Here is a 14,427-nt window from a genome sequence, read left to right as displayed (position 1 = left end):
TGAGGTGCCAATTGTTACATAACTTTTTTTATTTTTTGAGATACTTCTTTCGTTTGCGAATTAACATCTTCTTTTCGCAGCTCTTTAAAGAGCGAAGTAACCATAAGAACGACTACGATAGAAAATGGTAGTGCTGCGATTATAGCTGCGATTTGTAGTGCATTTAATCCTCCAGCTTGTAATAAAATAGCGGCAATTATCGCGATTGTTAATCCCCATATAAGTTTTAAACTATTTTTCGGTGATAAGCTTCCGTTACTCGTTTGCATGGAAACAACAAATGTTGCTGAATCGGCAGAAGTAACGAAAAATGTGGCTACTAAAATTAACCCGATAATCGTTAAAAATGTAGAGAATGGTAGATGTGAAATAACAGCAAATAATCCAATCTCTGTACCATTTTTTGAAATTTCATCAGCTATTCCAAGCGATTGGAACATTTCCATATGAATTGCGGTACCACCAAATACTGCAAACCAAAATGTACAGATAAGAGTTGGGACTAATACAACTCCAAAAATAAATTCTTTTATTGTACGCCCTTTAGAAATACGTGCGATAAATGTGCCGACGAATGGAGACCAAGAAATCCACCATCCCCAATAGAAAATAGTCCAGTTTTCAATCCAAGAAGAAGATTTTTCATTAAATGCTCCTAAATTTAATCCCATACTAGGCAAAGCTCCAATATAAGAACCGAGTGTAGATGTGAAATATTTCATAATAAATACGGTTGGCCCTAAAAGTAAGAAAGAGATGAGTAAAATACCTGCAAGAGAGAAATTCAAGTTACTCAAATATTTAATCCCACGATCTAAGCCAGTTTGTGCACTTGTTAAATATAAAACAGCGAAGATAGCTATAAGTACGAGCTGGGTAAGTAAAGTGTTATGAATGGAAGGGAATAAATAGCTTAATCCTCCAGCAATTTGTTGAGCACCAATCCCAACAGATGGTACAATGCCAAACACTGTGGCTAAAACAGCTAAAATATCAACTGTTTTTCCGATACGAGAATTTTTCGATCGATTAAATAATGGAGTAACTGTAGCCCCGATAGTGCTACCTTTTTGTTTGCGGAATGTGAAATATGCAATTGTTAAAGCGACCATTGCGTATAGTGACCACGGAAAGAGTCCCCAGTGGAAAAATGAATATTGCATAGCGAGTTTGGCGCTTTCTTCTGTACCTGCTTTTCCTGTTAATGGATCTGTAAAATGTGAAATCGGTTCAGCGATTCCATAAAAGAGGAGTCCAATTCCCATTCCTGCCCCAAACAACATGGATAGCCAAGATGGATAATTATATTTTGGCTTTTCTCCATCTTTACCAAGACGAATAGAACCGTACTTAGAAAATGCTAAATAAGCAGCCAAAATAATCATTGTAGTCATAAGTAGAGAGTAAAACCACCCAAATTTATTGAGGATAAATGAGTTTAAAGAAGATGTAACACTTTGTAAATCGTAGCCTTGTATCCAACTTGCTGGGGTAATTCCCCATATAATGAATAATGTTGTTAGCAAGAAGGAGATATAAAATACACTGTTTTCTTTTTTTATCATAGAATCCCACCCTTATTTAATAAAGTTAACAATTATAGTAATCATAACAATTAAGTTTTTAATTGTCAAAAAACTCCCTTTTTTTAACATGAAAGGATGTAATTTGTTTTAGGGAGGTAAAGAGCAATGCGTTCACGATATGTACAAATTATAGGAAGAAATAATATGAAATATTGCATTTTATATTGTTACATCCAGATTTTATGTTAAATTCTTGAATGGAATATTAAAATAGGGGGCAAGGATATGAACAAGAAATCAAAGATCAATAAAGTGATGCTTAGCATTAGTACAATGGCTTTATCGTTAGGCGCACTTCAAACTCATGCAGCAGCGGAAGAAAAAGTACCGTATAACGTGTTGAAAACGAAACCGGTTGGAATTGAAAAGTCGGTAGATGAAGTTGGACATATTTCAAAAGTTGATGAAACTTTATCATTTCAAGAACGTTTAAAAGTAGGAGATTTTTCACAGCGACCAGCATCTATTACGAAGAAAACTGCAGTAAAGCAAGTTAAAGAAAGCTATTCAATGGCTGATTTAAACAAAATGAATGATCAAGAATTGGTTGAAACGTTAGGCAGTATTAAGTGGCACCAAATTACAGACTTATTTCAGTTTAATGAAGATGCAAAGGCTTTTTATAAAGATAAAGGAAAAATGCAAGTCATTATAGATGAATTAGCTCATAGAGGTAGTACATTTACAAAAGATGATTCAAAAGGAATTCAAACGTTTACTGAAGTGTTGCGTTCAGCTTTTTATCTTGCATTTTATAATAGTGAATTAAGCGACTTAAATGAAAGAAGCTTCCAGGATAAATGTTTACCTGCTTTAAAAGCAATCGCAAAAAATCCAAACTTTAAGCTTGGTACAGTTGAACAAGATACAGTCGTATCTGCATACGGTAAATTAATTAGTAATGCTTCAAGCGATGTTGAAACGGTTCAATACGCATCGAATATTTTAAAGCAATACAATGATAATTATACTACTTATGTAAATGATCGAATGAAGGGACAAGCAATATACGATATTATGCAAGGTATTGACTATGATATACAGTCGTACTTAACTGAGGCTCGTAAAGAAGCGAATGAAACGATGTGGTATGGAAAAGTAGATGGGTTTATTAATGAAATAAATCGTATTGCTCTTCTAAATGAAGTAACGTCAGAAAATAAATGGCTCGTTAATAATGGCATTTATTTTGCTAGCCGTTTAGGGAAGTTTCATAGCAATCCAAATAAAGGATTAGAGGTTGTTACACAAGCCATGCATATGTACCCGCGCTTAAGTGAACCTTATTTTGTTGCGGTAGAACAAATTACAACAAATTATAATGGTAAAGATTATAGTGGGAATACAGTAGATTTAGAGAAAATACGTAAAGAAGGAAAAGAGCAATACTTACCAAAAACGTATACATTCGACGATGGATCAATTGTGTTCAAAACAGGAGATAAAGTATCAGAAGAAAAAATTAAGAGACTATATTGGGCTGCGAAGGAAGTAAAGGCACAGTATCACCGTGTAATTGGAAATGACAAAGCGTTAGAGCCAGGAAATGCGGATGATGTATTAACGATCGTAATTTATAATAGTCCAGATGAATATCAGTTAAATAGACAATTGTATGGATATGAAACAAACAACGGTGGAATTTATATTGAAGAGACAGGAACATTCTTTACATATGAGCGTACGCCAGAGCAAAGTATTTATAGTTTAGAAGAGTTATTCCGTCATGAATTTACTCATTATCTGCAAGGGAGATATGAAGTTCCTGGTTTATTTGGAAGAGGAGATATGTATCAAAATGAAAGGCTAACTTGGTTCCAAGAAGGAAATGCAGAGTTTTTCGCAGGATCTACTCGTACGAATAACGTTGTACCAAGAAAGAGTATAATTAGCGGATTATCATCTGATCCTGCAAGCCGTTATACAGCAGAGCGTACACTATTTGCTAAATACGGTTCTTGGGATTTCTATAATTACTCGTTCGCATTGCAGTCTTATTTATATACGCATCAGTTTGAAACATTTGATAAAATTCAAGATTTGATTCGTGCGAATGACGTGAAAAATTATGATGCATATCGTGAAAATCTAAGTAAAGATCCTAAGTTAAATAAAGAGTATCAAGAGTATATGCAGCAGTTAATTGATAATCAAGATACATACACTGTACCAGAAGTAGCTGATGATTATTTAGCTGAACATGCAACGAAGTCATTAGGAGCGGTGAAGAAAGAAATTAGTGATACGTTGCCTATGAAAGATACAAAAATGACAAAACATAATTCTCAATTCTTTAATACATTTACATTAGAAGGTACGTATACAGGTAGTGTCACAAAAGGTGAATCAGAAGATTGGAAAGAAATGAGTAAAAGAGTAAATGAATCTTTAGAACAATTGGCGCAAAAAGAATGGAGTGGCTACAAAACTGTTACAGCATACTTTGTCAATTATCGTGTGAATAGCTCAAATGAATTTGAATATGATGTAGTCTTCCATGGAATCGCAAAAGATGATGGAGAAAATAAAGCTCCAACGGTTAATATAAATGGCCCTTATAATGGTCTTGTAAAAGAGGGAATTCAATTTAAAAGTGATGGCTCAAACGATGAAGATGGAAAAATTGCTTCTTATTTATGGGAATTTGGAGATGGAAGCACAAGTGCAGAAGTGAATCCAGTACATGTATATGAAAGAGAAGGTTCTTATAAAGTATCGTTAAGAGTAAAAGATGATAAGGGAAAAGAGAGCAGAAGCGAAACAACTGTTACGATTAAAGATGGAAGTTTAACAGAATCAGAACCAAATAATCGTCCAGAGGAAGCAAATCGTATCGGGCTAAATAGTACTATAAAAGGTAGTCTTATTGGTGGGGACCACACTGATGTTTATACATTTAATGTAGCATCAGCGAAAGATATCGACATTTCTGTTTTAAATGAGTATGGAATTGGGATGACATGGGTACTTCACCATGAATCAGATATGCAAAATTATGCGGCTTACGGTCAAGCTAATGGGAATCATATAGAAGCAAAATTTAATGCAAAACCAGGTAAGTATTACTTGTATGTATATAAATATGATAATGGCGATGGAACATACGAATTGTCAGTAAAATAAGTGCTTTTCCAATGTATGTTTAACTTTACTTTTTGTGGAAAATAGTATATTATATAGATATATAATATATCGGTTATTTTCTAGGAGGAGCCTGTCACAATAGGTTTCTCCTGTTCTTTTTTAGAGGCCTGTCTTACAGGCTTTTATTTAAAAGGTAAATAACTGAAAATTAAGAACAATGATCTTTGAAAGAGGTGGGGCATACACATAACAAAAAAGGATTGTTTAAGAGAGGGGGATAAGAAATGGCTTTGTTTGGTTATCCACTTGAAACAATTTATTTATATGGATTTATTATTGCTACTATACTCACTGTTATTTATATCTTTTTTGGAGATATATTTGAATCGATATTTAGTTTTGGGGGCGGATCTGTATCCGTTGTTACTTTATTACTTAGTTTTTTCGCCATGTTATGTGGGCTTAGTTATATAGGAGAGTACTTATTCTCCTTTAATAGTATTACTATTTTCGGGGCTGCATTTGCTATATCTTTTATCGGTGTTTTCATCATGAAAATACTAATTTTAAAACCGATTGCAGAAGCAGAACAAAATACGATGCAACGTATGGATGAATTTATCGGTTGCAAAGGAGAAGTCATTACGACAATTCCTACAGAAGGATTTGGTGAAGTATTAATTTCATCCCAATTTGGAAGTAATGCAATCCCAGCTAAAACTGTTGGAAAAAAAGATATTTCGCAAGGAACAGAGGTTATTATCGAGGGAGTCCAAGATGGTGTTTTACTTGTACAAAACATCGCTTATTCTTTAAAGAAACCAAAATTATAAGGGGGAATTTACATGACGATTCCATTAATTATCGGTGGAGTTTTACTCGCAATTTTAATTCTACTCATTTTAGTATTTATTACGAAGTATCGTACGGTTGGTCCGGATGAAGCGTTAATTGTTACAGGGAACTGGCTTGGTGGAGGAAAGAATGTAGTTACCACTGATGATGGAAAGAAGATTAAGATTATTCGCGGGGGCGGTACTTTCGTAGTTCCAATTATGCAAAGAGCAGAGCCTTTAAGCTTATTAAACTATAAATTAGAAGTTGGTACACGTGATACGTATACGAAACAAGGTGTACCGATCACAGTAAACGGTGTTTCTATTATTAAAGTGGGATCAACAATTGAAGAAGTTTCCACAGCAGCTGAACAATATTTAGGAAAAGAAACAGAAGAGTTAAAAATAGAAGCAAAAGAAGTTTTAGAAGGGCATCTCCGTGCTATCTTATCTTCTATGACAGTAGAAGATGCGTATAGTAATAGAGAGCAATTTGCTCAAAAGGTACATGAAGTAGCTTCTACAGATTTAAAGAAGATGGGACTTCGCATTGTTTCTTTCACAATTAAAGAAATAATGGATAAAAACGGATATTTAGATGCGCTTGGTCAGCCGCAAATTGCGACCGTTAAGCGTGATGCAACAATTGCGAACGCAGAGCGTGAAAAAGAAGCACGTATTGAAAAAGCACGTGCTGAAAAAGAGGCAAAAGAAGCAGAATATCAACGTGATGCACAAATCGCTGAAGCTGAAAAACATAAAGAATTAAAAGTACAGTCCTATAAGAGGGAACAAGAACAGGCACGTGCAGACGCTGATCTTTCTTACGAATTACAACAAGCGAAAGCACAACAAGGTGTTACAGAAGAGCAAATGCGCGTTAAAATCATTGAGCGTGAAAAGCAAATTGAGTTAGAAGAAAAAGAAATTGCGCGTCGTGAAAAGCAATATGATGCAGAAGTTAAGAAAAAAGCCGATGCAGATCGCTATGCTGTTGAGCAATCAGCGGAAGCAGAAAAAGTAAAACAAATTAAAAAAGCCGATGCGGATCAATATAAGATTGAAGCAGAAGCGAGAGCACGTGCAGAAGAAGTACGTGTAGAAGGTTTAGCGAAGGCGGAAATTGAAAAAGCACAAGGTCAAGCGAAAGCGGAAGTACAAAAAGCGCAAGGTACAGCAGAGGCAGATGTTATTAGATTAAAAGGTTTAGCAGAAGCAGAAGCGAAACAAAAAATCGCAGAAGCATTTGAATTATATGGTCAAGCGGCAATTATGGATATGGTTCTTAAAATGCTTCCAAGTTATGCGAAGGAACTTGCAAGTCCGCTTAGTAATATTGATAAAATCACAGTTGTCGATACAGGCGGCGGTGGTAAAAATAGCGGGGCCGGAAAAGTTGCGGGTTATGCGACTGATTTAATGGCAACGATGCAAGAAACGTTAAAAGCTTCTTCTGGCATTGACTTAAAAGAGCTATTAGAAGGATTTGCAGGAAAAGGAGCGGTACAACAATTATCAAGCGATAAACCTGTTGTATCTGTAGTAGAAGATGAGAAAAAAGAAGTAGATAAAGAATAGTAAGGTGAAAAGAACCTCTAGTAAGTGAAATACTAGAGGTTCTCCTATGAATTATAATATTTCGAATAATATACATTTTTATACATTGTTTTAATTATTTAATTTATATAGAATGAAAAAGATATGTATCAATTCTTTAGATGTATAAAAAGATAGAGAGTCTCATTGATACATTTAAATCGTATTATTTTTATAGAAAGATTAAATGTTAATTAATTACATTTAAAACGGTATGGAGGGGTAGAAGTATGTTTCAAGGGAAATTAAGGAGTAGTAGTTTAAAAACAAAGTTACTTGTATCATTTATTATTATTTTAATTCTTCCAAGTATTGTAATTGGTTGGACGTCTTATCAACAGGCGAAGACGAATTTTAATGAAACAATTTTAAACTCGGCGAAAGATAATATAAAAATTTTGGATAATGTAATTAATAAGGAATTGGATAGTAAAAAAATAGATGCAACTTATTTTACGAAATTATTTACACAATCAAGTTACCAAGCAGATCAAATTCAAAACATACAAAATAAACTAGAAGAATACAATAAACTGCATCCAGAAATGGAAGCAATCTATACAGGATCTAGTAATGGACAGTTCATTCAATCACCAGCTATTCAGATGCCAGATGGATATAATCCTACAGAAAGAGATTGGTATAAAGAGGCAGTGAAGAAAAGCGGAGAAGTAATTGTAACTGCTCCATATAAGTCAAAAACGACAGGAAATATTGTTATTACACTAGCAAAACAAAACGAGGATAAAAGTGGAGTTCTTGGGATTGACTTAATCATTAATGATATCGTTACTACTTCTAAGATGGTTAATATCGGTAAGGAAGGATATGTAGCGATATTTGATCAAGATAAAAATGTAGTAGCGCACCCGAAAATGAAGCCAGGAGAGAAATTAGAAGAGAAACTTAGTAAAGAATTGTATAAACAGGAAGCTGGGGATTTTCATTATTCATTAGATGGTGAAGATCGCAATATCACTTTTAAAACGAATAAGAAAACTGGATGGAAAATAGCAGGAATTATGCCTTCCAAAGAAATTATCGAAGCGGCTGAACCTATTTTCTATAAAACAATAACTGTTCTTGGAATTTCACTAATAATCGGTGGGATTGTAATTTACTTCATAATTGCGTCTATTATTAAACCGTTAAAACAACTTGTCATATCATCGAAGAAGATTAGTGAAGGTGATTTAACAGAATCAATTACAGTTCATTCTAAAGATGAAATTGGACAGCTAGGAGAAAGTTTTAACGAGATGGCTGCATCGTTACAAAGTGTCATTTCTAATATAAACACTTCAGCAAGTCATGTAGCGGCATCTTCAGAAGAATTAACAGCTAGTATGAAGCAGACAAGCGAAGCAACGGAACAAATTACACAGGCTATAGAGCAAGTATCAAGTGGTGCAGAAATACAAACGAAAGAAGTTGAAGAAGGAGCAACATTGTTAGAAGAAGTTACAGAAGGAATTCAGCGTGTTGCAGATAGTTCTTCATTAGTATCTACAGCCTCTATGTATACGAAGAAAAAAGCTGAAAATGGTGGGAAGTTAGTTGAACAAACTGTGAATCAAATGCAATTAATTCATGAGTCTGTTTCACAGTCAGACAAAATCATTGGTTTGTTAGACGATAAGTCGAAACAAATTGGAGCAATCCTTGAAGTAATTCAACATATTGCAGAACAGACAAATTTATTAGCGTTAAATGCGGCAATTGAGGCTGCGAGAGCTGGAGAGCAAGGTAGAGGATTTGCAATTGTAGCAGATGAAGTGCGAAAGCTAGCGGAACAATCAGGACAGTCTTCTACGGAAATTGGGAAACTAGTGAAAGAGATTCAATTTGATATAAAAGAAACAGTAAGCTCTATGAATCAAGTTGGAGCAGAAGTACAATCAGGACTTGTAGTTGCAAATGAAACGAAGCAAAGCTTTGTCGAAATATTGAAGTCTACAAATGATACAGTTGTACAAATTGATAGCATGGTAGATGTAGCAAAACAAATGACGGTAGATGCAAAACAAGTAAGTGCATCTATTAATGAAATTGCAGCTACGATTGAAGAAAATGCCGCAAGTGTTCAAAATATTGCTGGTTCCTCTGAGGAACAATTAGCTTCAGTAGATGAAATAAATGCAGCAGCAGTCCATTTATCACAAATGGCAGAAGAATTACAAGAGATGATTGGTAAGTTTAAAATATAATAATAAACTGTTAAGAAACGAAGTAGTACTTATGCTTCGTTTCTTTTTTTATGAAGATAAAAAAGAAAGAAATATATAGTAACCGTGTTATGATAATAAAAAACTGTATTTTCTTTAAATTCTATCTTTAATCATGTTAGGGGAATGGTTTTGAAATTTAAAAAATTAAAACTCCAACCGAGAATTACATTAACTATTAGTACACTTATTTTAGTTGTACTTATGCTAACGAGTTATTTATTTTATTACATATTATCTGAAACGGTAGAAGAGCAAATTGGTAAACGGGCTTTGCATGTTGCGAAAACAGTTGCCGCGATACCAGAAATTCAGGAAGCTTTTCAAAAAGAAAATCCAGCTTCTATTATTCAGCCAATCGCAGAAAAAATTCGAATTGATACAGAGGCTGACTTTATTGTAGTTGGAAACAAAGAGGGGATTCGTTATGCGCATCCTGAGCGAGATAAAATAGGAGAAAAAATGGTTGGCGGAGATAATAAAGGCGTTTTATTAGAAGGGAAATCTTATGTTTCTAAAGCTAATGGATCATTAGGCCCTTCGTTGCGTGGGAAAGTCCCAGTCCGTAACCAGGAAAATGAAATTATTGGTGTGGTGTCTGTTGGGTTTTCAATGGCTGATATTCATGGAGCGGTAGAAGTGTATGGAAAGCGTGTATTTTGGATTACAATAATAGGTCTTTTAATTGGAATAATCGGCTCTATATATTTAGCGGCAAGTATAAAAAGAATGATGTTCGGGATGGAACCAGAAGAAATTTCATCTTTATATGAAGAGCATAGTACAGTGATTCAATCTGTACGTGAAGGGATTATTGTAATCGATAAAAATGGCATGATTAGTTTAGTCAATCAAGCAGCTTATGATATTCTTTCGCTAGATAAGCAACAAAATATTATTGGGGAATTTATTTTAAATGTAATTCCTAATTCAACGATACTAGATGTACTTCAAACTGGTGAAGAACAGTTTGATCGTCAATTAAATATAAAAGGACAGGCTGTTATTGCGAACCGTCTACCTATTAAAGTAAAGAATAAAGTAACTGGCGTTGTATCGAGCTTACGTTTGAAATCTGAAATGGATCAGTTAACAGCAGAATTATCTCAGACGAAGCAATATACAGAGGCATTACGAGCGCAAACGCACGAATATAACAATTTATTGTATACGCTTTCAGGTCTTATCCAATTAGAATCATACGAAGATGCTTTAGAGCTTATTCATAAGGAAACAGCGGTATATCAAGATTTTGTTCAATTTATTATGAAGCGGATTCAAAATCCATGGCTAGGTGGAATTTTAATTGGATTTTATAATAGAGCACGTGAGTTGAAGATTGATTTTATGCTAGATAGAGAAAGTGGTTTAGACAAATTAAGTCCACATATTGAGAGTAATTATGTCGTTTCTATTTTAGGAAATTTAATTACGAATGCATTTGAAGCAATTGAAAAAAATGAAGAGAATGATAAGAAAGTAAGGATGTTTGTAACTGATATTGGAGAAGAAATATTAATTGAAGTGGAAGATTCAGGGCAAGGGATTCATGATGAAATAATTACTAGCATATTCTATAAAGGCTTTTCGACGAAAGAAGGAGGAGAGCGAGGGTATGGATTAGCAAAAGTGAAAGAGTTAGTAGAAGATTTAAATGGAAGTATTGCGATTGAAAAAGGGGATTTAGGTGGTGCGTTATTTATTATTGCACTACCGAAAGAGAGAGGCGAATAGTAATGGGTGAGGAGATTGAAGTATTAATTGTAGAAGATGATATTCGGATTGCTGACATTCATCGTCGTTTTACTGAAAAAATTGAGGGATTTAAAGTAATTGGAACGGCAACGACTGGAGAACAAGCGAAAGAATGGCTAGAGCTTGTGAAGCCACAGCTCGTGTTATTAGATGTGTACTTACCTGATATGCAAGGAACGGAACTTGTCACATATATTAGGAATCATTTGCACGATACAGATATTATTATGATTACAGCGGCATCGGAAACAGATGTAGTGAGGCACGCCCTACGGGGCGGAGTAACAGATTATATCGTAAAGCCACTAATGTTTGATCGATTTAAAGCAAGTCTAGAAGGCTATCAAAAAAAGATTATACAGTTAAAGAAGAACAATCAATTATCTACGGAACAAATTGAATATTTATGGTCTCAAAGAGGCGTGAAGGGAGATCAAATAGAATATGCCCCGAAAGGGATAGATCCTTATACTTTAGCGAAAGTAAAAAAGCATATGTTAACAGTTAATGAAGAAGGGATTACAGCAGAAATGTTAAGCTCAATGATTGGAGTAAGCCGATCAACGGCAAGGCGCTATTTAGAGTATTTGATATCTGGGAAGAAAGTCCACGCAGAGCTAATATATGGAAGTGTTGGGAGACCGGAGAGACGGTATTTTCTTGCTTCTTCATAATAAAAAACAGTAGAGGATTTTATTTCTTCTACTGTTTTTTTGCATCTTATATTGGAATAATCCCAATTACAATTCCGGTAATTAACATAACCATTGTCGTTCCAACGGCCCACAATAAAGTGAAGCGTTGATGTTCACCGAAATCAACTTTGGCCATTCCGACCAATAAATAAGTGGAAGCGACAAGAGGACTTAATAAGTGAACGGGTTGCCCAAGTAAGGAAGCGCGTCCCATTTCAGCTGCACTAATTCCGTAAGTAGCAGCAGCTTTCGTCAAAATAGGTAATACCCCGAAGTAAAATGCATCATTAGACATGAAAAATGTGAATGGCATACTGAGAAGTGCTGTAATAATTGGTAGTTGTGGTCCAAGTGCATCTGGTATAAGAGTTACTACACTGTTAGCCATTGCATCTACCATTTTTGTTCCAGATAAAATACCAGTGAAAATACCGGCAGCAAATACGAGAGAAACAACTGCTAATACATTCCCTGCATGAGAAGCAATACGTTCTTTCTGTTGCTCTAAGTTTGGATAGTTAATCATAACAGCAATAGCAAAAGCGACTGTAAATAAAACAGGTAACGGCATAACTTCTAGTATGAGACAAACAAGTAATGCAGCGGTTAATAAAAAGTTAATCCATAGAAGTTTAGGGCGTTTATGCGCTGCAGCTTCAACAGTTGCAGCTTGCTCATCCATTGTTTGCATTTGTTTTAAATACTGTACATCCATAATTCCTAAACGTTTTCTTTCTTTTTTTCCAAGATAGTAGGCAACGAAAACAACCCAAATTGCACCAGCAATCATTCCTGGAATAAGAGGTGTAAATAATTCGGAAGCCTCAAGTCCAAGTGCGCTCATAACACGAGCTGTGGGTCCACCCCAAGGTGTAAGATTTGTTACCCCCGCCCCTAACATAACAACTCCAGCTAATATGAGGGGGTTCATTCCAAGGCGCTTATATAGTGGATACATTGCGGAAACTGTAATCATGTATGTTGTTGTACCATCACCATCTAGAGAAACGATAATAGTCAATATAGCCGTTCCGACAACGATTTTTAAAGGATCTCCTTTTACAAATTTTAAAATCTTACTAATGACAGGATCAAATAAACCGCTATCAATCATAATCCCAAAATATAAAATAGCGAACATAAGCATAATACCAGTAGGTGCTAATTTTTGAATCCCCTCTAACATCATAGGCCCCATATTGGCATAGAATCCGCCAATTACTGCAAAAACACTCGGAATTAATATTAAGGCTACTAGTGCTGACATACGTTTCGTCATAATTAAAAACATAAAGACAAATACCATCGCAAATCCAAGTAGTGCTAACATGTAATTTCCCCCTCAAAAGAATGATTGCGCTTTCAAAATAGAATAAAAATTCAGAAAAAGGTTTTTTATTTATAATAAAAGCAGCTATTCAAATGGTAAATAATTTGAAAAATAACATCATTAGAAGCATAATTTTTATTTTGTTCATTTTGTTCACGGTAGTTAATTTGAATTTTTAAAAAGTAAGCCACTCCTCGTAAGAATGGTAGAATAAGATGAAAATAGTGAAGTGTGAAATAGGGAGTAGATGTTATATGAAAACGAGAATAGAAGAGATTTATAGCTCTTATGAAGGAAAAGTAGAGGAGATTTTTATTAATGAATCTTCTTACGTATATGAATGGGAAAAATTACTGATGATCCGAAAAAATGACGGTGAGCTAAAAAAAATTGCAGTCGGGATTAGTGGAAATATAAGATTGGTAAATGTAGAAGTTGGACAGGAAATTAGTGCGGATACATTATTAGTTAAATTAGAAGATGATTTATTAATTACAGGTTGTGAGTGATGAGAGATGTGTAGAAATAACTACACATCTTTTTTTGTTTCCTATATTACAAAAAGCACATTGTTTTTTCACAAATCTCACACAACCTTTTGGTATTCTTTTCGTGGAGTATACGGTTTCTAGGGAGGAATATTGATGAAAGTAAAATATGTCGTACTTGCTATATGTTTATGTTTCGTATTTACAGTAGTCGGGTGTGGGAAAAAGGAAACAGCAGCTGTTGCCATTGATGAGAAACATGATAAATGTGATATTTGCCAAATTGGGGTAACAGATAATCAATTTGCAACAGAAATTATTTTAGAAAATGGAAAAGCGTTAAAGTTTGATGATATCGGTTGTATGTATAAATGGATGGAGATCAACTCAGATGAAAAGACGAAAGAGAAATTTGTCCGAGATTATGATTCGAAAGATTGGATTTCGTTAGAAGACGCTACTTACGTATATGATAAAACAATAACGACACCGATGGCTTATAATGTCATTTCATTTAAAAATAAAAAAGATGCAGAGAGCTTTGTATCTAACTATAAGGGGAAAGTTCTTTCGTATAAAGAGCTAGCAGAGCATAAATGGGAAATGAATAAAGAGATGATGGGGAAACCGAAAGCAGGAAATCATGGTGGACATCATTAATAGAAAAAGACAACTATGTAGTTGTCTTTTTCTATTATTACTCAGGTGCAAATATAGAAAAGGTGTAAAATTTTTAGCGGAACGGTTACAATGGAATATAGTAACCTAAAGCAATCATTTATGTACTTTTTAGAAATGTATACAAATGCGGTAAAAACGTGCTAAACTAATT

10 protein-coding genes are annotated in these 14,427 nt (G+C 34.5%); 8 read left to right on the top strand and 2 right to left on the bottom strand.

Going from position 1 to position 14,427, the window contains the following annotated elements:
- Window positions 1–14: 14 nt before the first annotated feature.
- Window positions 15–1,565, bottom strand: coding sequence for a glycine betaine transporter OpuD (gene opuD / locus BUA87_RS23990; RefSeq protein ID WP_071714233.1), 1,551 nt, complete (start codon window positions 1,563–1,565; stop codon window positions 15–17).
- Window positions 1,566–1,811: 246 nt separating this feature from the next.
- Between opuD and colA the strand changes: the two genes are divergently transcribed.
- The 6 genes from colA to BUA87_RS23960 all read left to right on the top strand — a co-directional run bounded on the left by colA (window position 1,812) and on the right by BUA87_RS23960 (window position 11,756).
- Window positions 1,812–4,709 carry a collagenase ColA gene (gene colA / locus BUA87_RS23985; protein WP_071714234.1) on the top strand — a complete coding sequence of 966 codons (2,898 nt, stop codon included), beginning with the start codon at window positions 1,812–1,814 and terminating at the stop codon, window positions 4,707–4,709.
- Between the two features lie 245 nt (window positions 4,710–4,954).
- The gene (locus BUA87_RS23980; protein ID WP_001173146.1) at window positions 4,955–5,503 is read left to right on the top strand and encodes an NfeD family protein; all 549 of its coding nucleotides are present in this window, start codon (window positions 4,955–4,957) and stop codon (window positions 5,501–5,503) included.
- A 12-nt stretch (window positions 5,504–5,515) separates the two neighbouring features.
- A complete protein-coding gene (locus BUA87_RS23975; RefSeq protein WP_000154998.1) occupies window positions 5,516–7,084 on the top strand; it encodes a flotillin family protein in 1,569 nt (522 codons plus the stop codon).
- Window positions 7,085–7,332: 248 nt separating this feature from the next.
- Complete coding sequence (locus BUA87_RS23970; protein ID WP_000486195.1) at window positions 7,333–9,309, top strand: methyl-accepting chemotaxis protein; 1,977 nt, start codon at window positions 7,333–7,335, stop codon at window positions 9,307–9,309.
- Between the two features lie 144 nt (window positions 9,310–9,453).
- Window positions 9,454–11,061: an ATP-binding protein gene (locus BUA87_RS23965; RefSeq protein ID WP_003269387.1), complete on the top strand. Its 1,608-nt coding sequence runs from the start codon at window positions 9,454–9,456 to the stop codon at window positions 11,059–11,061.
- Between the two features lie 2 nt (window positions 11,062–11,063).
- Window positions 11,064–11,756 (top strand): response regulator, encoded by a 693-nt coding sequence (locus tag BUA87_RS23960; RefSeq protein ID WP_000503468.1) that lies wholly within the window; start codon window positions 11,064–11,066, stop codon window positions 11,754–11,756.
- 46 nt (window positions 11,757–11,802) lie between these two features.
- Here the strand turns inward: BUA87_RS23960 and BUA87_RS23955 are convergent, their stop codons facing one another.
- Complete coding sequence (locus BUA87_RS23955; protein ID WP_053565293.1) at window positions 11,803–13,107, bottom strand: CitMHS family transporter; 1,305 nt, start codon at window positions 13,105–13,107, stop codon at window positions 11,803–11,805.
- 254 nt (window positions 13,108–13,361) lie between these two features.
- On the opposite strand from BUA87_RS23955, the gene BUA87_RS23950 reads away from it, so the two are divergent.
- Both BUA87_RS23950 and BUA87_RS23945 read left to right on the top strand, forming a co-directional pair.
- Window positions 13,362–13,616, top strand: a complete 255-nt coding sequence (locus BUA87_RS23950) for a hypothetical protein (RefSeq protein ID WP_000857376.1) — start codon at window positions 13,362–13,364, stop codon at window positions 13,614–13,616.
- A gap of 135 nt (window positions 13,617–13,751) precedes the next feature.
- The gene (locus BUA87_RS23945; RefSeq protein WP_000865665.1) at window positions 13,752–14,255 is read left to right on the top strand and encodes a nitrous oxide reductase accessory protein NosL; all 504 of its coding nucleotides are present in this window, start codon (window positions 13,752–13,754) and stop codon (window positions 14,253–14,255) included.
- Window positions 14,256–14,427: the final 172 nt, after the last annotated feature.

The sequence above is a fragment of the Bacillus sp. bc15 genome, from assembly GCF_900142585.1.
GTDB classification, from domain to species: domain Bacteria; phylum Bacillota; class Bacilli; order Bacillales; family Bacillaceae_G; genus Bacillus_A; species Bacillus_A cereus.
Note: the sequence above shows the minus strand (reverse complement) of the source record. Positions and strands in the feature narration are given on the sequence as shown.